This window comes from Photobacterium sp. CCB-ST2H9, from assembly GCF_023151555.2.
Taxonomy (GTDB): domain Bacteria; phylum Pseudomonadota; class Gammaproteobacteria; order Enterobacterales; family Vibrionaceae; genus Photobacterium.
This window is the reverse complement of sequence record NZ_CP100425.1, coordinates 109,329-128,891: the sequence shown is the minus strand read 5'-3', so window position 1 is coordinate 128,891 and position 19,563 is coordinate 109,329. Positions and strand designations below refer to the sequence as shown.

23 protein-coding genes are annotated in these 19,563 nt (G+C 50.1%); 11 read left to right on the top strand and 12 right to left on the bottom strand.

Annotated features, from left to right (window positions below):
* A complete protein-coding gene (gene ftsY / locus L4174_RS00590) occupies window positions 1-1,305 on the bottom strand; it encodes a signal recognition particle-docking protein FtsY (protein WP_248144538.1) in 1,305 nt (434 codons plus the stop codon).
* A 176-nt stretch (window positions 1,306-1,481) separates the two neighbouring features.
* Here ftsY and rsmD point away from each other — a divergent pair, with 176 nt between their 5' ends.
* Window positions 1,482-2,087: a 16S rRNA (guanine(966)-N(2))-methyltransferase RsmD gene (gene rsmD / locus L4174_RS00585; protein ID WP_248144539.1), complete on the top strand. Its 606-nt coding sequence runs from the start codon at window positions 1,482-1,484 to the stop codon at window positions 2,085-2,087.
* A complete protein-coding gene (locus L4174_RS00580; RefSeq protein ID WP_248144540.1) occupies window positions 2,084-2,350 on the top strand; it encodes a DUF1145 domain-containing protein in 267 nt (88 codons plus the stop codon). Before rsmD ends, L4174_RS00580 begins: the two co-directional genes overlap by 4 nt.
* A 62-nt stretch (window positions 2,351-2,412) precedes the next feature.
* Here the strand turns inward: L4174_RS00580 and L4174_RS00575 are convergent, their stop codons facing one another.
* The 3 genes from L4174_RS00575 to L4174_RS00565 all read right to left on the bottom strand — a co-directional run bounded on the left by L4174_RS00575 (window position 2,413) and on the right by L4174_RS00565 (window position 4,719).
* Window positions 2,413-2,730: a DUF2007 domain-containing protein gene (locus L4174_RS00575; RefSeq protein WP_248144541.1), complete on the bottom strand. Its 318-nt coding sequence runs from the start codon at window positions 2,728-2,730 to the stop codon at window positions 2,413-2,415.
* A 24-nt stretch (window positions 2,731-2,754) separates the two neighbouring features.
* Window positions 2,755-3,381 (bottom strand): lysoplasmalogenase, encoded by a 627-nt coding sequence (locus tag L4174_RS00570; protein WP_248144542.1) that lies wholly within the window; start codon window positions 3,379-3,381, stop codon window positions 2,755-2,757.
* A 972-nt stretch (window positions 3,382-4,353) separates the two neighbouring features.
* Entirely contained in the window at window positions 4,354-4,719 is a 366-nt protein-coding gene (locus L4174_RS00565) for a DUF4145 domain-containing protein (RefSeq protein WP_248144543.1), read from the bottom strand.
* A gap of 162 nt (window positions 4,720-4,881) precedes the next feature.
* Between L4174_RS00565 and L4174_RS00560 the strand changes: the two genes are divergently transcribed.
* Entirely contained in the window at window positions 4,882-5,211 is a 330-nt protein-coding gene (locus L4174_RS00560) for a DUF2500 domain-containing protein (protein WP_248144544.1), read from the top strand.
* Between the two features lie 13 nt (window positions 5,212-5,224).
* On the opposite strand, the gene L4174_RS00555 is transcribed toward L4174_RS00560, so the two are convergent.
* A complete protein-coding gene (locus L4174_RS00555) occupies window positions 5,225-6,229 on the bottom strand; it encodes an acyltransferase (protein WP_248144545.1) in 1,005 nt (334 codons plus the stop codon).
* 426 nt (window positions 6,230-6,655) lie between these two features.
* Between L4174_RS00555 and L4174_RS00550 the strand changes: the two genes are divergently transcribed.
* Entirely contained in the window at window positions 6,656-8,251 is a 1,596-nt protein-coding gene (locus tag L4174_RS00550; protein WP_248144608.1) for an AbgT family transporter, read from the top strand.
* Between the two features lie 69 nt (window positions 8,252-8,320).
* On the opposite strand, the gene L4174_RS00545 is transcribed toward L4174_RS00550, so the two are convergent.
* Window positions 8,321-9,541 (bottom strand): EAL and HDOD domain-containing protein, encoded by a 1,221-nt coding sequence (locus L4174_RS00545; RefSeq protein ID WP_371929386.1) that lies wholly within the window; start codon window positions 9,539-9,541, stop codon window positions 8,321-8,323.
* A 167-nt stretch (window positions 9,542-9,708) separates the two neighbouring features.
* Here L4174_RS00545 and L4174_RS00540 point away from each other — a divergent pair, with 167 nt between their 5' ends.
* Together L4174_RS00540 and L4174_RS00535 are read left to right on the top strand one after the other, a co-directional pair.
* Window positions 9,709-10,752 (top strand): alpha/beta fold hydrolase, encoded by a 1,044-nt coding sequence (locus tag L4174_RS00540; RefSeq protein ID WP_248144547.1) that lies wholly within the window; start codon window positions 9,709-9,711, stop codon window positions 10,750-10,752.
* A 168-nt stretch (window positions 10,753-10,920) separates the two neighbouring features.
* A complete protein-coding gene (locus L4174_RS00535) occupies window positions 10,921-11,718 on the top strand; it encodes a Cof-type HAD-IIB family hydrolase (RefSeq protein ID WP_248144548.1) in 798 nt (265 codons plus the stop codon).
* Between the two features lie 74 nt (window positions 11,719-11,792).
* Here L4174_RS00535 and L4174_RS00530 read toward each other — a convergent pair whose 3' ends face one another.
* Entirely contained in the window at window positions 11,793-12,251 is a 459-nt protein-coding gene (locus L4174_RS00530; RefSeq protein ID WP_248144549.1) for an EVE domain-containing protein, read from the bottom strand.
* 75 nt (window positions 12,252-12,326) lie between these two features.
* On the opposite strand from L4174_RS00530, the gene L4174_RS00525 reads away from it, so the two are divergent.
* The 5 genes from L4174_RS00525 to L4174_RS00505 all read left to right on the top strand — a co-directional run bounded on the left by L4174_RS00525 (window position 12,327) and on the right by L4174_RS00505 (window position 16,341).
* Window positions 12,327-12,920, top strand: a complete 594-nt coding sequence (locus L4174_RS00525) for a tRNA-uridine aminocarboxypropyltransferase (RefSeq protein ID WP_248144550.1) — start codon at window positions 12,327-12,329, stop codon at window positions 12,918-12,920.
* A 157-nt stretch (window positions 12,921-13,077) separates the two neighbouring features.
* Complete coding sequence (locus tag L4174_RS00520; protein ID WP_248144551.1) at window positions 13,078-14,520, top strand: coniferyl aldehyde dehydrogenase; 1,443 nt, start codon at window positions 13,078-13,080, stop codon at window positions 14,518-14,520.
* Between the two features lie 24 nt (window positions 14,521-14,544).
* Window positions 14,545-15,144: a TetR/AcrR family transcriptional regulator gene (locus L4174_RS00515; RefSeq protein WP_254589108.1), complete on the top strand. Its 600-nt coding sequence runs from the start codon at window positions 14,545-14,547 to the stop codon at window positions 15,142-15,144.
* A 118-nt stretch (window positions 15,145-15,262) separates the two neighbouring features.
* Entirely contained in the window at window positions 15,263-15,619 is a 357-nt protein-coding gene (locus L4174_RS00510; protein ID WP_248144553.1) for a hypothetical protein, read from the top strand.
* A gap of 401 nt (window positions 15,620-16,020) precedes the next feature.
* Complete coding sequence (locus L4174_RS00505) at window positions 16,021-16,341, top strand: hypothetical protein (protein WP_248144554.1); 321 nt, start codon at window positions 16,021-16,023, stop codon at window positions 16,339-16,341.
* A 50-nt stretch (window positions 16,342-16,391) separates the two neighbouring features.
* On the opposite strand, the gene L4174_RS00500 is transcribed toward L4174_RS00505, so the two are convergent.
* The 5 genes from L4174_RS00500 to L4174_RS00480 form a co-directional block, all read right to left on the bottom strand.
* Window positions 16,392-16,718 (bottom strand): hypothetical protein, encoded by a 327-nt coding sequence (locus L4174_RS00500; protein WP_248144555.1) that lies wholly within the window; start codon window positions 16,716-16,718, stop codon window positions 16,392-16,394.
* The gene (locus L4174_RS00495) at window positions 16,718-17,074 is read right to left on the bottom strand and encodes a hypothetical protein (protein ID WP_248144556.1); all 357 of its coding nucleotides are present in this window, start codon (window positions 17,072-17,074) and stop codon (window positions 16,718-16,720) included. Before L4174_RS00495 ends, L4174_RS00500 begins: the two co-directional genes overlap by 1 nt.
* An 18-nt stretch (window positions 17,075-17,092) precedes the next feature.
* Window positions 17,093-17,422, bottom strand: coding sequence for a hypothetical protein (locus tag L4174_RS00490; RefSeq protein ID WP_248144557.1), 330 nt, complete (start codon window positions 17,420-17,422; stop codon window positions 17,093-17,095).
* Between the two features lie 105 nt (window positions 17,423-17,527).
* The gene (locus L4174_RS00485) at window positions 17,528-17,860 is read right to left on the bottom strand and encodes a hypothetical protein (protein WP_248144558.1); all 333 of its coding nucleotides are present in this window, start codon (window positions 17,858-17,860) and stop codon (window positions 17,528-17,530) included.
* A gap of 45 nt (window positions 17,861-17,905) precedes the next feature.
* On the bottom strand, window positions 17,906-19,549 hold the full coding sequence (locus tag L4174_RS00480) for a HEAT repeat domain-containing protein (protein ID WP_248144559.1): 1,644 nt from the start codon (window positions 19,547-19,549) through the stop codon (window positions 17,906-17,908).
* Between the last annotated feature and the right edge of the window lie 14 nt (window positions 19,550-19,563).

The window sequence follows — 19,563 nt, the reverse complement described above, 5'->3', positions numbered from 1 at the left end:
TTATTCCTCGTCGCTAAACAGTGCCTCAATAAATTCCTGGGCGGCAAAAGGACGTAAATCTTCAATGCCTTCCCCGATACCAATGTAACGGATTGGAATGTTGAACTGATCGGCAATGGCGAAAATTACACCACCTTTGGCGGTACCATCCAGCTTGGTCAGTGTAATACCAGACACCGGTGCCACTTCGCTGAACAACTTGGCCTGGCTGATCGCATTCTGACCCGTACCGGCATCCACCGTCAGCATGATTTCATGCGGCGCCAGCGGGTCGATCTTCTGCATCACCCGGACAATCTTACGCAGTTCTTCCATCAGATTGCCTTTGTTTTGCAGACGACCTGCAGTGTCAGCAATCACGACATCCACCTTGCGTGCTTTCGCAGATTCAATGGCATCGTAAATCACGGAAGCACTGTCTGCCCCGGTATGCTGCGCGACCACAGGCACGTTGTTGCGCTCACCCCACACCTGCAACTGTTCCACAGCAGCGGCACGGAATGTATCTCCTGCAGCCAGCATGACAGACAGGCCCTGGCTCTGGAACTGCTTCGCCAATTTCCCGATGGTCGTGGTTTTACCCACGCCGTTCACGCCAACCATCAAAATGACGTAGGGCTTACGGCTGGTATCGATCACCAGCGGCTGCTCCACTTTGGCCAGCATGTCACTGAGTTCATCTTTCAGCAGACCGTACAGGGCCTCGCCGTCTTTCAGTTGCTTGCGGTCCGCTTTTTCCGTCAGGCTTTCGATGATTTTGAGCGTTGTATCCATCCCGACATCAGCCACCAGCAGCTGCTCTTCCAGCTCTTCAAACAGATCATCATCAATCTGCTTGCCGCGGAACAGACCGAAGAAGCCCGAGCCCAGTTGATTCCGGGTTTTCTTCAAGCCTTTCATCAAACGGCTGAAAAAACCTTCACGCTGCGGCTTTTCCTGTACTGCTGGTTCTGAAACAACTGCCGGAATTTCAGTTTCAGGTTGTACTTCAGGCTGTTCCTCAGCCACAGCTTCGACCGGGTGCTCTGCTTCAGCAACCGGATGATCCTGTGCCTGAGCTTCCACATCCAGATAGGCGCTCTGCTCCGGTAATTCCGGGGCTTCTTCACGCTGTGCCTGAGTCACATCTTCAGCCGGCTCTGCGTCCGGTGCTGTGACCTCCGGAGTCTCAGTGGCTGTCGCAACGTCCTGAGTCTGCTCAGCCTCAACGGCTTCTTGCTGCTGTTGTTGTTCCTGTTGCTCGGTCTGCTCTTCCGCGCCAAAACCCAGCCATGAAAATAATCCGCGCTTCTTTTTTTCTGCCATTGGCAAATCCTGGAAATTGATTGATACAATTTGCGGCCTGAAAACAAATGGCCTGTTTATCTTTGGGCTTGTATTTGCTGTACAGTGCTCCCTGTCGGGTAACCTGGCGACAGTGACAAACACAAAGATAATCAGGCCCATGTATACTATCACTTTCTCTACGGTCGAAGAAATGTATGACAAGACGTAAGACACAATCCGGACACAAGGCTAACAAACCCAGCCAGGGAGGCTTTGTGCGTATCATCAGTGGCCGCTGGCGGGGACGCAAACTGCCGGTCCATGATGTCGCCGGGCTGCGCCCCACCACCGACCGTGTCAAAGAGACCGTTTTTAACTGGCTGGCACCGGAAATCCATGGTGCCAGATGCCTGGATTTGTTTGCCGGCAGCGGCAGTCTCGGACTGGAAGCCTTGTCCCGCGGCGCGAACCACCTGACGCTGCTGGAGCTGGACAGCAAAGCCGCCGGTCAGCTCAAGCGTAACCTGGACACACTGGGAACGACTCAGGCCACGCTGCACCAGACAGATACCCTGACGTATCTGGCCAATCCCGGTACCGCCTTTGATCTGGTGTTTATCGATCCGCCATTTCGCCGTGACATGCTGTCGGATGTCTTCCGCCTGCTGGAATCCAACGGCTGGCTGGCACCTGAGGCCCTGATTTATCTGGAAGCCGAGAAAGAGCTCGGCTTACCTGACACCCCGGAACACTGGCAGCTGCTGAAAGAGAAAACGGCAGGTCAGGTCAGCTACCGGCTGTATCAAAGAGAGGAACTATGAAAACGCTGATTCTACTGGCCAAAATTGCAATCGGTTTTGTCTGGGCTGTACTACTGCTCAACCTGTTCAACCCGTTTCCAGGCGTGGCTGCGATTGCACTCTATATCATGACGGCCTTTTTGCTGGCGATGCATGGCCTGCAAATGCTGATATTTCTCGGCGCCTTCGGCGATAAGCTGACTTTGGGGCGGTGGGAAAAGTGGTCCATTCTGGCTTTCGGGATTTTTGCCCTGCTGGATATTCGTCGCAAGCACATGATGTAAACATAACAAGGGTGCCATCAGGCACCCTTCTTTTATCTTCGTACGATTCAGGCCATCGCGATTCAGCTCTCCGGTCTGTCCGTCCCGCACTGCCAGCACCAGTCGAACTGGCCTTCATTCAGTTCACCGCAATCCGGACATTGCCATTTCTTCTGACTGCCCTTTTCATAACCAGCAAGCAGCTCTCTTGCCCGGATGGATTCATCCTCCGGTACCCAGAGCATCACTTCCACCACATCTGCCGGCAGCTCACCTGCTGCTGAACTGAGGTTTTCCCCCGTCAGGCGAACCCGTAACCCGGCATGTTCCAGCAAACCTTTGAGGGTGTGCGCTTCAAGGCTGTTTCCAGCCCGGTAAACCGACTGCCAGGTGAATGCCATACCCCGTCCTTCTGCTGCTCAGATTCAGCGTAGCAGAACGCTGATGACCAGCAATGACTGGGACAGATAATAAGTCGTCATAATACTGCCCGTCGCGGCACGAAAGCTGCCCCGGAAACGATCCAGTGCCAGCAGCGTATCCGAGACCAGAAACATCAGCGCTCCGGCAAACGCGGCCAGCCCGGCGCCAGTTCGCGTGGTAAGCCAGTACTCACCGGCAGCCCAGGTCATTTGCAGGATGACGGCAACATAAACCGCCACAGGTATTGCCAGACGGCCAAGAGACGGCAGCAGCAGCAGATACACAATAATTCCGGCACCGCCCAGCAACGCCGGCAACCACCAGACGATCGGCGCCGCCAATTCTCCCCAGAATGCGAAAGAATACACAATATGCGCCAGCAGAAAACTCGTCAGGCCGGCAACAAACCTGTCTTTGGGCAGCATCAGAAAGATATCGCCCACCACAGAGCACAGCAACCCGGCAACAATCACCTGCTGATAAAGATCACCGCTGCCAAACTGAAAAGCCGTTGCCAGCAACAACACGATTGTAAACGGCTTAAAGAGATAAAACTGCCACTGAGGACCGCGATAAGCGGCATTGATATGCAGCAAAGCTGAAAAAGAGACGGCTAACCAGACCCACATATGTCCACCAGAGTTATCAAAGCTGTCACAGTGTAAAAAGCCCGATGAGATTGTCTAGCCCGGAAATAACTTTCACCCGTCCAATTCTCACCTCTGTGATCTATCACACTTTCACATAACTTATTCTTCCTGGGATTAATCTGGCAACTTTCATCCATCTTATCCCATCGCCGTTTCAGCGATTGCGTCTTCTTTCCTGGTGATACCCGTGCGAAGTCAAGCTGACAGGGCCTTACCTTAAAAACCAGTAACATCTTTTCAAAAAATACCGCTATCAGCGAAAGATATCACGCTCAAAACCAACAACAAAAATCAAATAAAAACATATATATAAATGAAAAGTCCACTATAAAATTCATCACAGAGCCCCATTCGCTGACTTTTGAGCATTTTGATGCAAGTGATACAGAGAAAATGGCAAGCGCTGACAGAAAGCGTATGCAAACTATTCAATCACTGTATACCAGACTTTATCAACAAGAACTAAATTACCAAAAACAACCCAAAATCAGACGACAGCAATATCCAAACGCTAAAAAGAAAGAAATTAACGACAAAAATACCACGCAATAAAAAACAAAACAAAAAATATAATAAAAACAACAAATTAACACGCAAAATTAGTCGAGATAATTTTTTGATCGATTTTCACACAAGCCATTTCTGACAATTTACTTGGAACAATCAATGGAATTTATGGCAACTAAAAGTAAATTTATTGCTAAATATCACACCTTATCTTTGATCAAACCGTAAAAAAAGTGATATTCTAGACCCCATCAATCCAGCAGCAACAGTAAGGAGCCTACCACCATGTTATCTTCCTCTCAAAAACAAGGGCTTGTCATGATCGCCGTCGTCGCCGGTCTCATGTTGCTGCCTGTGCTTTAATAAGCAAAAACTAAAGATTACCAAACAAAAAAAGGTGCCTGAGGCACCTTTTTTTGTTCAATCACAGAGAGCGCTACACGATTAAGGCCGTAGTTTGATCAAATGCCAGTTACTGGAGTAAAACCATAGTGCCAGAGCTGTCATCCCAACGACCAGCATTACAACAACAGTCCAGACCCGACGACCACTCCGGGGCGTCAGTTCTTTCTCACATGCACGACAGGCTTTGCGAAACCCCCGGCTGTCATCCAGCACAAAACCATCTTCGTGCACCACTTTATTCCGGATGGTCGCGACATATCGCAACGAGGGAATAATCTCATGCGGCAATCGCTCTTCGCAGCTGGTGATCAACTGATGCAGCCCTTTACCTTCTGCGTGGTAATGATGCTTCAGTAAATACTCAAGCCGACGACTGCGGCTCACCACTAACTCAATATCCGTCACCAACCACTACTCCCTACACAAACCTTCTTTCTTAACCTTACAGGCAGATCAGCCCCTTGCAAACCCGTCTGGTGAGAATCCCGCTCACAAACACCTGACGCCGTCACTGACAATCCGGGCCCATCTCAAGCATAATGCAGCCTGAGAGTGAAGGAGTTCGCCATGCCATTTTTTCCGTTTCTAATCCTGGCTGTATTACTGAGTCTGGCCATTGCCAGCTTTGTCTTCGTCTACCGCCGCCATCTTTCAGGCCATCATGCCGCTGACAAGCAGATTGAGGTACAAATTCTTGATAAACAAAGTTTATCTGTTGATGAACATCCAACTGACGGTGACAACGCACAATACTGGCTGTATGTTCAGCCTCTCAAAGGCGGTCCCAAACGTGAATTTCAGGTCGGTGTACACTTTTATCATGCCTTGAATCCCGGTGACTGCGGCACCCTGACCTACCGGGGCAGACAGTTTATGCATTTCGCACTGAAACGCTGAGCTGAGATTGTCTTCAGGGCACCAGCCAGGCCGTAAACCGACTCTGACTGAGCAGCCAGCTGGCCAGTAACGCCAGTCCTCCGGCGATCAGTGTCCAGAAAGGAATCATCAGCACCGGGTGGATAAAATACAAATCAAACGCTCTGACCGGCCACAGAAACAGCGGGTGCAGCAGATAAATCCCCAGGCTGTAGCGACTGACAAAAGCCAGCTTCGTCAAAGTCTGCTCACTCAGTCTATCCGCCAGATAACGGCACAGCGCAAACACCATGGCTGCAATGATGACTGTATTGAGAGTTTTGTACGATAACCAGCGTCCGACGGTATATTCACCCAGCAAAAAGCTGTTATGGATCACCATGTAATCCGTCAGTAACAAGGCAGCGATGCCCAACGGCAGCAGCCAGGTCAGCGTCGGCCAGGAAAAGCGGAAAAGACTGTAGCCCAACAGCAAATAACCGCTGTAGAGCACCAGCTGATGGCTCCAGGGACCGTCAATAAAGAGCAGAAATAAGCCTGTCACCACCATCCACAAGAATGTCACGCCTTTGATGGCTGTCGGGTCAGCCCGTTTCACCCAAGCCTGAAAAAATGGGATCACCAGATACAGCGGAATAAAGTAATAAAAGAAGCCAAGGTGGTAATAGGTTTCATGTTCCGGCATTTCAGCCAGGGTATGCAGCGCAGTCTCAGACTGAAACCCATCCGGGGTTACTCCTGACAAAAACGCATAAAACAGCGACCAGACCAGAAAAGGCACCAGCACCTTACCCAAGCGCCGCCTCAGGTAATAATTCAAATCAAATGGCCGGGTGTCACTCAGCATCAGTGCCCCGGTAATCATGATAAAGACGGGCACTGCCCAGCGGCTGAAACTGTTATAGCTGATGGCCGTCATCCAGGCATGATCGGGAATTTGCCCCAGCAATTCTCGATAAGGGCCAAGCACATGGATCACCACCACCGCTGTTGCCGCGACACAGCGTAATAGATCAATAAAGATAATCTTTTCCCGCATAGACTCCTCTCTGCGATGGCGAACCACCCATCCGATGCTTGTCGTCCAGATTAGGCGCCAGCTCCTGTCTTAATGTTAACAGAATGATAATATGAATGGCGTTTTATTCCTTACAGCCCACAGTTGTGATATGCATCACGAAAATCACAGTAAGAAGCATCGTTCCTGCACAGAAGAATCTTTCCTGTTCCGCCCTGCTTTCGTTACAAATACACAACAACACACATATCCAGAAGCGGTTTAATTTAAAACTTATACAAAAACAGGAATAAAAAACCAGATGAAATGCAAAACATCAGTTATAAATCATACAAATGAAATATTTTGACACACTTTTATTTTGTTTGGGCTATTAACAATAGCGTAACCTCCCGCCCCTAAAACAAGACGCCCATAGACGGGTATATGACGAAAAAGGAGGTCGTGATGCATTCCAGTGCTTCACAAAATCAAGTAAATCCCAAAAAAACGCAGTTTACGCGCTTTCTGGACACCGTTGAGTGGCTGGGTAACCTGCTGCCCCATCCAATCACCCTGTTTGCGCTGTTCAGCCTGGTGATTCTGCTCGCTTCAGGGATTGCCGGTTATTTCGGTGTATCAGTCCCTGACCCGCGACCTGAAGGAGCTCCGGGCCGCTCCGCTGACGGCCTGATCCATGTGGTCAGCCTGCTGAACGCAGAAGGCCTGCAAATGATTGTGGCCAACCTGGTGAAAAACTTCACCGGTTTCGCGCCACTGGGCACCGTCCTGGTTGCCATGCTGGGTGTCGCCATTGCAGAACATTCTGGCTTACTTTCTGCTGCAATGCGCGGTCTGGTCATGGGCGCATCCCGCCGCATGGTCACGCTGGTCGTCGTCTTTGCCGGTATCATCTCGAACACGGCAGCCGAGTTAGGTTATGTGGTTCTGATCCCGCTGGCAGCCATGCTGTTCCATTCGCTGGGCCGCCACCCGCTGGCTGGTCTGGCAGCTGCCTTTGCCGGGGTATCCGGGGGCTACAGCGCAAACCTGCTGCTGGGTACCGTTGACCCGCTGCTGTCCGGTATCACCCAAACGGCAGCGCAGATGATCGATCCGACCTATGAAGTTGGTCCCGAAGTAAACTGGTACTTCATGTTCGCATCCACTTTCGCGATCACGATCATGGGCGCATTTGTGACCGAGAAAATCGTTGAGCCGAAGCTGGGTACCTACAATGCCGGGGATGCCAGCGATGATCTGGGCCAGGACAAAATGGGCGAGCTGACAGCTCTGGAGAAGAAAGGTCTGAAAGTGGCCGGACTGGCAACGCTGGCTGTTTCTGTCGTGCTGGCGCTGACCATCGTGCCGGAAAACGGCATTCTGCGTCATCCGGAAACCGGGCTGATCTCCGGCTCACCGTTCCTGAAAGGGATTGTGGCATTCATCTTTGTCTTCTTTGCCATTCCGGGTTTTGCCTTCGGCAAAGTGGTCGGCACCATGAAAACCGATCGCGACGTGATCGATGCAATGTCAAAGTCCATGTCTTCAATGGGCATGTACATCGTACTGGTCTTCTTCGCCGCTCAGTTTGTCGCTTTCTTTAAGTGGACCAACTTTGGGCAGGTCTTTGCCGTTGCCGGTGCTGACTTCCTGCAGTCGATCGGTCTGACCGGTCCGATGCTGTTCTTTGCCTTTATCCTGATGTGTGGCTTCATCAACCTGATGATCGGCTCCGCTTCTGCCCAATGGGCCGTCACAGCTCCGATCTTTGTCCCGATGCTGATGCTGGTCGGTTATGCACCGGAAACCATTCAGGCGGCATACCGGATCGGCGACTCCGTGACCAACATCATCACCCCCATGATGAGCTACTTCGGAATGATCCTGGCCGTGGCTACCCGTTACCAGAAAAATCTGGGCCTGGGTACTCTGATTGCCACGATGCTGCCGTACTCCATGGTCTTTATCGTGGGTTGGAGTCTGATGTTCTACATCTGGGTCTTCATCCTGGGTATCCCGGTCGGCCCGGGTGCCGCGACTTACTACACCGTCGGCGGTTAATGCTGCCAGAACAACAAACCGGGCCCAGTGCCCGGTTTGTTTTTTCCTCTTTTCAGGTCTTGCCTGAAACTACTTCTGATAAGGGATCTGGTAGCTGGTCAGCCAGTGCAGGGTCTGATGATAAACATTCGCCACCTGTGCTTCTTTCACGCCCAGTTTCTGACAGTAGCGGGCAGTCATCTCCCAGTCCGCATTATCATAGGCATCCAGCAGATTCAGAATGTCCCCCAGCTCTCCTTCCCGGTTGAGCAGCGCACTGTGTACCTCTTCCGACAATGGCAGCAGCTCCAGCAGCTTCGGCAGCGGTTTGTCCAGCAACGCATCCAGCAGAGAGAATATACCAGCCAGAAAGGCCTGATCACTGTTCAGGCGGATCCCGCTGCCCCGCGCCAGTTCCTCGCACATCCGGGCCCGTTGCAACGACAAAATATACAGTTCCCGGGGTTTGCGGATGGAAGCATGTGCAGCAGCCACCACAGACACAAAGAGTTTGATTTTCTCTTCCCCGAGATACACCAGTGCCTGTTTAAAATTGCCAATCGGCGACAGCGTGCGGTGGGCGGCCGAATTCACATAGCGCAGCAGCAGATAAGACAGCGAGACATCGCTGGAGATAATGCGCTCCACACGTTTGAAATCCACCGGCGTCCGGCTGATTTCCCGCAGTAATCGCAGTGTGGTCAGCGTTTCAGGCGTCACCTGACGGTTTTTCAACAGCTCGGGTTTGCTGAAGTAATAGCCCTGGAACAAGTGAAAACCCGCAGTTTTGGCAGCCTCAAACTCTTCCCGGGTTTCGACCTTCTCGGCCAGAAACTTCAGTCGCCGGCTTTTCTGACTGGCGACAAAGGCACATGCCTGCTGGCAGCCCAGCTTGATAAAATCGAGCTTAATCAGATGAACAAAGGGCAGGAAGCGCTGCCACGCCGGATCCAGCTCAAAGTCATCCAGCGCAATGGTATAGCCCTGTTTGTGCAGATGACGGACTGCCGCCAGTAACTCGTCGTCCGGAACGCAGGTTTCCAGGACTTCAATCACAACTTTTTGCCGCGGCAGCAGCAAAGGCATCAGCTTAATCAGGCTGTCATGGGGAAAATTGATAAAGGTTCGCTGACTGGCCGTCGCCAGATCATCTCCGACAGCCATATAGTTTTCCACCAGTAACCGACTGGTCGCCGTGTTTGCTTCGATCTGGGGAAATGCATTCTGCTCCCCGTCACGGAACAAAAGCTCATACCCCACCGTGCGCTGCTGGCGGTTCAATATAGGCTGACGAGCTACGTAGGCATACATATCCGGAATAGTAATGACCTTAGTCAGATGGATGACAATAACAATAATAGAAAGACATCCGTCTGGATGTCGCATCCAAAACCATCAACACTTTACGTTATACTGGAACATATTACGAATTCCTATATGCCGCCAGGCATAGCTGATAAATGTTGGACACGCTTCCCATGACGCAAGGTAAAACACTTTCCCTCAACCACGAGGTATTAAGCATGGAACCCAACTTCTCCGAGACCATGGCCGGTCCGGTAGCAGAATGCTGGGCACACAGGCATCAGGGACATTTTGAAGGGGTCTCTGGGATCCCCATCGCCTGGATGAGCCTGACAGGATTCAGTCAGGACAAGGTGATTGTTCTGGTCAATGGCCGGATTGAGACCTTCCACAAATATCAGGAGCTATGCTGGGAACTGACCCGGCAAGGTTATGATGTGTTCGCCCTGGATCACCGCGGTCAGGGCTGTTCAGGCCGGATGGCGACGGATACCCAGCTGGGCCATGTGGAAGAGTTTTCCGATTATGTGGCAGACCTGAACACCTTGATTGAAACCGTTGTCAAACCCGCCGGCTACCGGCAGCATTTCATTCTGGGCCATTCTATGGGAGGCACCGTCGTCAGCCTGTATCTGGCACAGCACCCGGATTTTTTTGACGCCGCTGCCCTGAGTGCCCCGATGCACGGCATCAAAATCAGCCACTGGATGAAACCTATCGCGTCACCGCTGGCGCGGGTGGCGGAGCAGTTGCAGCGTCAGCCCGGTTACGCGCCGGGTCAGGTTCCCTATTACCCCAAACCGTTTGCCGATAACCCGCTCAGCCAGAGCCGGTGCCGGTATGACTGGTTCCGGCAGCTCTACGAAGAAAACCCGAATTTCAAACTCGGCGGCCCCAGTTCCCGCTGGGTGTGGCAGGCACTGGCCGCGGCACGTCAGGCCGTCGCACTGGCCGGTCAAATCCGCTGTCCGGTGCTGCTGCTGCAGAACAGCGAGGACACCATCGTCGACAACCGGGCGCAGAATGTGTTCTGTCAGCGAATCCAGCAAGGCGGCGGCCACTGCCATCTCAAGGTCATCCAGGGGGCGCGACACGAGGTTCTGTTCGAAGAGGATCGCTTCAGGAGCCCCGCAATCGAAGCAATTCTGGCGCATTTTTCCCATTATAGTGACAGCAAGACTGAAGCGTCGCTGGCCGCCAGCAGCCAGGCAGGCTGATGGCTTGGTCCGGTTGAAGCCCGGACACAACGCAGCAGAAATAGCGGAAAAAAATAATGCCGCAGAATAGCCTCTTTTCTGAGGCTCATTCTGGTTTACACTGCTGATATCAATCAACCGGCTCGGCACAGCGCGCAGCCGGACACCATCAGACAACAGAGACGTGCCATGTATAAAATTGTTGCTTCCGATCTCGACGGTACCCTGCTGACCCCGGACCACCAGATTGCTCCTTTTACCAAAGAGGTACTTCAGCAGCTTCATCATCAGGGAACAGATTTTGTCTTTGCAACCGGCCGCCACCATGTGGATGTTGCCGAAATGCGCGAAAAGCTGGGCATTCCGGCCTACATGATCACGTCGAACGGCGCCCGGGTCCATACCTGTGACGGAGAGGAAGTGTTCCGTCAGGACGTCCAGCCAGAAATCATTCTTGGCCTGATGGCACTCACCAAAGATGAGCCTGATCTGCGTATTCACCTCTACCGGAATGACGACTGGCTGTTGAATGTAGAAGATCCATACCTGCGTGATTTCCACAAAACTTTCACATATCAGTTGTTTGACGTCGAAAATCCGCCGCTTGAAGGCGTAGCCAAGGTTTTCTTTACCCGCGACGATAAAGATCACGACAAACTGGTGGTGCTGGAAGACAAGTTCCGTGCCGTATTCGGTGACCGCGCCAATATTGCCTTCTCCACCCCCTGGTGCCTGGAAGTGATGGATATCGGAGTCTCAAAAGGTCATGCTCTGGCAGCCGTGGCGCTGGCAAAAGGCTACGAGCTGAAAGACTGCATCGCATTCGGCGACGGCATGAACGATGTAGAAATGCTGACCATGGCGGGGAAAGGGCTGGTGATGGGCACTGCCCACCATAAAGTGATGGCCGCACTGCCAGAGAACGGAGTCATCGGTTCCTGTGCAGACGAAGCCGTCGCGCACTATCTGGCTGATCATCTGCTGTAAACCAACGGATTCGTCAATGCATACAAACGCCGCCAACATCCCATTCTGGCGGCGTTTTCATTTCAGAAGCATGCTTAAAACTGCCCGGTCATCCGCAGAATTTCCTGCCATTGTTGTGCCGTCACCGGCATGATGCTGAGACGATTGCCGCGCTGTACCAAAGGCATTTCGTGCAGGGCGTCATTAGCCTTGATTTTCTTGAGCGGCACCAGACGCAGGTGACGGACGTACTCAATATCCACCATAACCCAACGCGGGTTTGCAGGATCAGATTTCGGGTCGAAATACGGGCTTTCCGGATCAAACTGAAAGTGGTCCGGGTAAGCTTCACGCACCACTTTCGCAATGCCGGCCACACCGATATCCTTGCACGACGAGTGGTAAATAAAGACTTCGTCTCCAACCTTAATCTCATCCCGCATCATATTGCGCGCCTGATAATTCCGTACGCCCTCCCAGCAGGAGACGTTCATCTGCTTGAGGGTATCGATGGAAAAGGTGTCCGGTTCTGTTTTAAATAGCCAGTAAGCCATATCGCATCCTGTTGGGTGATTTTATCGTATCAGGGCAGTACCATAAGCTCAGAATACCACAAGCAATCACTATCCATGCGCATTGAATCACCAGACACCTGTGCCCGCTGCGGCTTTCGTTACAATTGTATTTGTCATGCGGAGCCGAAGCTCCGCTGTCAGGCTCGCTTTGTCCTGCTGACCCACAGCAAAGAATTCGACAAAGACAGCAATACCGGTGTGCTCATGGCACGCAGCCTGCCCGATTGTCAGCGTATCTGCTGGTCGCGCACCGAACCACCCCATGATCTGCTGAGGCTGATCGCCGATCCGCAGGTACAGCCATGGTTGCTGTTTCCGGCCGACGACCATCATCCGGCCACCGATTATCATCTAATCACAGACAAAACTCCGCTGTTCATCCTGCTGGATGCCACCTGGCAGGAAGCTCGGAAGATGGTGCGAAAAAGTCCCTGGCTGGCCGCTTTACCCCGGCTGAGCCTGACCCCGGACCAGCTGTCGGCCTATGCTCTGCGTCGCAACCAGCAATCAGGTAATCTCTGCACCTGTGAAACCGGTATCGCCCTGCTGAATTTGCTGGAAGCGCATGAAGATGCCCGCGCCTTACAGCACTATTTCGAGACGTTCCTGCACATCTTCCATGCAGAAAAAAGTGGCCACACCCGCTAATTTTTTGCGCCGGATTCTGGTCATTTCTTGCGCTGCCTGACAAAGCCCCCTACATTTAACCGACTAGTCAGTCGGTTTTCGTTTTCAGTGCCGATCTGAACTGACACATCGAACATTGCCAGATAAAATCAGGGCCGGTGCCCGACAGGAGATCAAGATGACCGTAGCCACCGCCTCGAGGGAAAGTCAGCATATCTTCACGCTACAGCATATATTCAACCATCAGCGCAGCGAATTTTCAGCGCAGCCGATGCCAGACTATGCCAGTCGTGTCACCGCCCTCAAACAACTCAAAACAGCATTACTGAAGAACAAAGAAGCGCTGTGTGAGGCTTTAGCGCAAGATTTCGGTCACCGCAGCCATCAGGATACGCTCATCAGCGATATCCTGCCCTGCGTCATGCAAATCAATTACACCCTTAAGCGCCTGAAAAAATGGATGCGCCCCTCGCGCCGTCACGCCGGGCTGCTGCTGATGCCGGCTAAAGTGGAAGTGATTTACCAGCCACTGGGAGTGGTTGGCATTGTCGTACCCTGGAATTTTCCGGTGATGCTCAGCCTCGGTCCGCTGATTTCGGTGCTGGCTGCCGGGAACCGGGCAATGATCAAACTCAGCGAGTTTACCCCGGCCACCAACAAAATTCTCAGTTCCCTTCTGGCGAGCTTGTTTGAGGACGCTCAGGTCGCCGTCATTGAAGGTGAAGCTGACGTGGCAGCCACCTTTACCCGATTGCCTTTCGATCATCTGCTGTTCACTGGCTCCACCGCCGTCGGCCACCATGTCATGCGTGCCGCTGCTGAAAATCTCACCCCGGTCACACTGGAGCTGGGCGGCAAATCTCCGACCCTGATCGCTCCGGATGCCGATATAGCGCACGCTGTGGAGCGGATGATTTTCGGAAAATGCCTCAATGCCGGCCAGATCTGCGTGGCCCCAGACTATGTCCTGGTTCCTGAAGACAAAGCACAAGAGTTCATCTCTGAGTTTAAGCAACAATTTGTGGCCATGTATCCGCAAGGGGTCCACAGCCGGGATTTCACCTCCATTGTGAATCAACGTCAGTTTGACCGTCTGAATCTGTGGCTTGAAGAAGCCCGTCACCAAGACGTGGTCATCGAACCGGCGCATCCCGAAGCGCTGGACGATAAAGCACATCGCATGGTGCCGCATTTGCTGCTGAATCCGGATGAAAACCTGACGCTGATGCAGCAAGAAATTTTCGGCCCGCTGTTGCCCGTCATCACCTATCGTACCATCGAAGAAGCGCTTTCTTACATTCAACAGCGGCCCAGACCACTGGCGCTGTATCTGATGACGCACGATGCTGCGCTGCAAACACAGGTCAAAAACAACATGCATGCAGGTGGCATGGCGATGAATGACACTATCTTTCATGTGGCAGCCGATGACGCGCCTTTTGGTGGGATCGGCCCGTCTGGCATGGGGCACTATCATGGCAAAGAAGGTTTTCTGACCTTCTCAAAGGCGAAAACTGTCCTGACCCGGGGCAAAATTAATACAGCCAAACTGGTGATGCCGCCTTACACGGGCTGGAAAGCGATGCTCCAAAAAGCCATGATGACTTTCTTCCTGCGTTGATCCTGTATTATGCTGGCTCTCCCGTTGAGCCAGCATTCCGATGACAAACGCCAGATGAGCCAGACGAAGAAACAACAGCTGTTAGACGCCGCCCTGCACTTATTCATCGAGCAGGGTATCCAGGCCACTGCAACCGCTAAAATTGCTAAAACAGCCGGTGTTGCCAATGGTACCCTGTTTCATCATTTCGCCAATAAACAAGCACTGGTCGAAGCGCTGCATCTGAGTATCAAGGAAGAAATGGCACAGGCAATCACACCGCCGGACTCAAGCCTCCCTCTGCGTGAGCAATTGATTCACCTCTGGCAGGCTGCAATTCAATGGGGACTGAGCCATCCGCAAAAGTTTCAATTCCTTCGTCAACTCGCAAACGATCCGCAATACCCACTCAGTCAGCAGCATGCCATGCTGAGTCTGGCACTGCCTTTACTGCCGCAACTCATCGCACAGGGCCAAAGTGAAGGCATCCTGGCCGACTGGCCACAGGCACTGATCCTCAATACCTGTCACTGCCAGTTCTTATCAACCGTCAGCCTTTTTACTGAGCAGCCCGAGCTTGCCATTGATCCTGCCTGCCTACAGACAGCCTTTGATATGCTCTGGTATGGTATGGCGCGTCGCTGACAACTCAAATAAAGCCAATTTTTTACAGAAATAGAATTTTCCATTCTATTTGAACACAAAGCGTTTTTTCTATTTTAAATTTTGATATTATTTATTTTTTAAAAATAGAGAAAATCCCATGAGAAAAACTTTACTAACCGGATTATTATTTTTAGCCACTAGTACTGTAAATGCAGAAATTGTCAACACCCAACTTGGATTAATTACAGACATATACAGCTGGGGGAAATCGGAAGTTACCCCCTCTGTTGATGGTGATACATTAATAAAAATCCCCACAGAACTAGCAAACTGTCCAGGTGGCGTTTACATTCAACATTCCGAATATTCTGACAAGTTATTATCCATGGCAATGGCTGCTTATTTTTCCAATCAAACAGTTCGTTTCCAGGTATGGAATGATGCCGATAAAATCTGGGGAGGTTCAAAAGAAAATTATTGCAAGGTACGCAGTATTCGCCTGACAAAAAAATAGCCAAAGGAAGGGCTGTGAAAAAGATTGCTCTCACCTCAATGTTACTCTTAGGTGCATTCAATGCATCCGCAGATCCTGTAACAAATCTAGCATCGATACCAAAAATTTCATGTTTATGAATTATATAGAAATAATAATGTGGACTTGTTATCACCGGCTGTTTGAATATCGGATACTACCTATCCCAAAGCATCCGAAATATGATGCCATTGTTTCCACTTTGTTAACTCCAGTAAACCTGTCATTATTCGTTACGAAGGCTGTAACCCGCAGAGCCAGGGCGATATTATTGGGATTTATCTGCCTTAAGAAATCCATGCAATAAAAATGAAACTTATAACTGTTGGTAATTCATATTTCAGTTATGGCTACCATGACTGACTGAGTCAAAGGATATATCCATGAAAAAACTGCCCTTTATTTTCTGTTCTTTATTCAGCCTGAATACCTTTGCTGCAACCTATTCACAGGATAATGGCGTGATCAGCAAAGTTTATGTCAACCCTGAAGGCGCTATCGCCTTACAGCTTCAAAACGGTTTCCCAAGAGCCAAAGGAGACAATCAGTGCCCAAAATCAAATGGATGGGCCGGACTTCAAGTAGCAGATAGTGCAATTCAATCGGCGATACTGGCAGCAAAAACAGCGAGCCTCCGGGTGACTGTTACAATTGAAGGTTGTGAAGGAAACTGGTTTAAGGTGAAAGATATATACCTCGAATAATCAAAAGGCCCGTAAATTAAAATTTACGGGCCTCAGCATTCTATGTTGATTTAGTCCATTGAAACGTATTGAATATCTTCCCCGTCTTTCCAGCGCATGCAGGCTCCTGTCCCGCTGACAGTCACAACTTTTCCACTGGCTTTCGCCGCCAGTAGCATGCTGTACTGCGACTTACCGTAAACGCTGTTTTCGTCTTTAATCATCCAGTAAGTATGATTTCGAGCACATTCAGGACGATCTTTCATCTGGCCGTCAATATGAACATAATGCAAGCCATCATCACGGACAATCAACCTGGCGACAGTACCTTGAACATAACCAGCGTAAGCCATAGATGTTGATAACAACATGACAATCGAAAATAAAACTCTGAACACTATCGAATCCTCGTAATTTTTCGATAAGCACTCGTCGACGCATCCCAAGGCTCACAGTCACCGGTATTCAGGTAAGAAACGGTTACAGGTGTCCCCGCTGCTTTTGCAGCAAGCAACAACGAAAACATTCTTGAGCGTGCTTCACTGGAAATCGAGTGACTGATGGCAAAAGCTGTCGTATCAGTACATTGCGAAATACTTTGGCCTGGATTATCCAAATAAACCAAAACGGTTTCTGTATGAGCATAGGTCGATAAGTTTTTAACTTTACCTTGCGTATCGATCCACTTTTTCTCATCTGAAAAAGCCCCCGTTGAACAAAATACACAGAACAATAAAATCATCAATTTTTTCATTTAATTCCCCTCAAATAATTATTCAATCGGATCAACTTGAGTGACCAAACAATAACCTCCGGCCGTTTCAATTCCTGACGTATAAACAGTGGCCGATCGTTTATTCGAAGCCCACTGCGCCAGTACCACAGAAACCATCGTAGTATTTTCCTGCTTTATCTTTAACCAGTTATATGGCGTGCCTTTGCAATTGTCTGGGATATTCCCATTGTTCACATTAATTAACAATGCGCCTTCAATTGCAGTAATGTTGGTAATCGTCCCTGAAATATAATGACTGGCTGCAGTTGCAAAATTTGCAGAAGATAGTAAGAGTGCTGCACTAATTCCCATTAAGAATTTATTCATTTTTTAATCTCTTTCAATACATTGAACAGTTTTCGAATATTCTTAAGCTAAACAGAATACTCAATGAAACAAGAGTGAATTTGAGAACTTTCTGTCAGCATTGACTTAGGAACTCATCATCACATAAGACACTTCGCACACAGGTGAACCTTCCACAATTCGAATCTGTAAATGTTTCTGTGCCGCAATCCCTGTTAGAAGGGTCGAATAAATCTCCTTGTATAAAAGGTGATTCATTTTCAACGTCATGTAATTCCCTTCAACCAACTGACAGTTCAGCTTACCTTTCCCAGATGGCGCACCAATGTAAATATTACCAGTGGCTGAAAGGTAAGTGTTTACCACCACATCTTTTCCGACTCCATAGCAGGAAATATTATTACAATCTGCCCATGCAGTCGGAGCTAAAAAGAAAACGAAAAACAGTACAAATCTCATCGCTAACTCCTGATAAAAATACGATAAACAGTTTCTTCCTAAGACTTATTCATCATTGGATTGCACATTATTTAACACACCTTCCGCATAGTTTTTCAGACTCGTAATGCCAATGTTTGGAATATAGTCTTTCAGGACCTTGATCGATTCCGGATACTGCACAGACATTTGACCCAGGTTGTCTATGAGTTGCCGAATCACATACTCATTGTTTTCAACCTTCAGTCTGTCTCTGTAGACATCCACAAATTCAGGACCGGGTGTCGTGAAGCTCAGGCCAGTTGAAGAAATTTCTCTCATCCGCCCATCGTCATCAGAAAGATGCTTTAACAGCACACCTTGTGCTTTCGGCGTATTCACAAAACGTAGCGCGTCCAGAGCTGAATATCGCACCTGTTTACTTTCATGCGATAAGTATCCCGTGACAACATCGGTTTGCTCCGCCAATCCCATATTCCCGATGACGCTCAGTGCATCTTCAATGTGCTGAGCATCGCTGCTCGCTGTGAGCTGCCCTTTGACTTCCTCAAAAATAGCCAGGCTTCTGGCGCGATCATCATCCTGTAAGAATCGGGCCATGCCTCCCAGCACCAGTTGCGCTTGCAGCCTTTCTTCTTCAGAAGGAAGTGACTTTGCCAGGTCACGGACAGCGGACTCACTTTCCAGCGTCGGATGATCCAGAAAAATCAATTTCAGCATGATTGCATTTTGCTTTTCTGGTGAAGATGCAGCCATCACATCCAGCAAAATATTCTGTGCTTCAGGACTTCCAATCGAGACCAGCAAAGTGCTCAGCATCTGAAAAGCCGGATGATCGGCCTGATAAAGACTCAACCAAAGTTTCACCTGTTCCAGACGAGAAGGGTCAAGTGCTACCCATGCCCGCAACTGATAAAACAAGCTCGCCTTGCCACGGTTATCCAGTGAAGGAACTTGCCTGAGCCGGGTACTGAAAGTTGTGACGTTTTCTGTCCCCACCGTCTGCTCATACATCTGCTTTTCCAGCAATTGTCGCTGGTACTCACCATTGAGCGTATCGCTGATATAGATCGTGTCCGTCTGACTGTCGGCTTCAGGCACATCTGCAACAGACAGAAACACAGCCGAGAAATGTGCTTTTTCCTCAGCCAGTTTACCGCTGGCTGAATACGTTTCTTTACTGCGGTCCATTACAATTTGGCTGATGCGCTTTGAGAAACGACTGACATCAATGTCAACCGCCTGCTCTAGTCGCAACAAAGCATTTTGGGGACGATAAGATTTGTTCACACGGATGTCCCAACCCGGAATCAACGCCTTGTCAATTTCATAATACACATCATAAGCAGATGAAAAATCTGCTTCGATGGTTTGCCAGTTAGATTTCCCCTGATTTGAAAGTGAGATCTGGAACTGCGCAATCATGTCTTTTAACAGGGGAGAAAATTCTTCGTAGTATTCCTCCTGAAACTTCAGTTCATTGAACAAACCATCTCGATTCAGATTGGCATAGACAACCATATCCTGCGGCCAGCGGCTGCTGGTATTGCCATTCATCTCTGCAATAAACGACTCAGACTGGAATCTGAATGCCAATGTATAACCCTGAGCCGTTTGCTCAAGTACATCAAAGAACACCTGCCCGGTATAACTGTAATTCACCTTTAAATCAGGCTGATAAGAATGTCCCTGCCCCATAAGACTAGTCATTCCGGCCGCTTGGT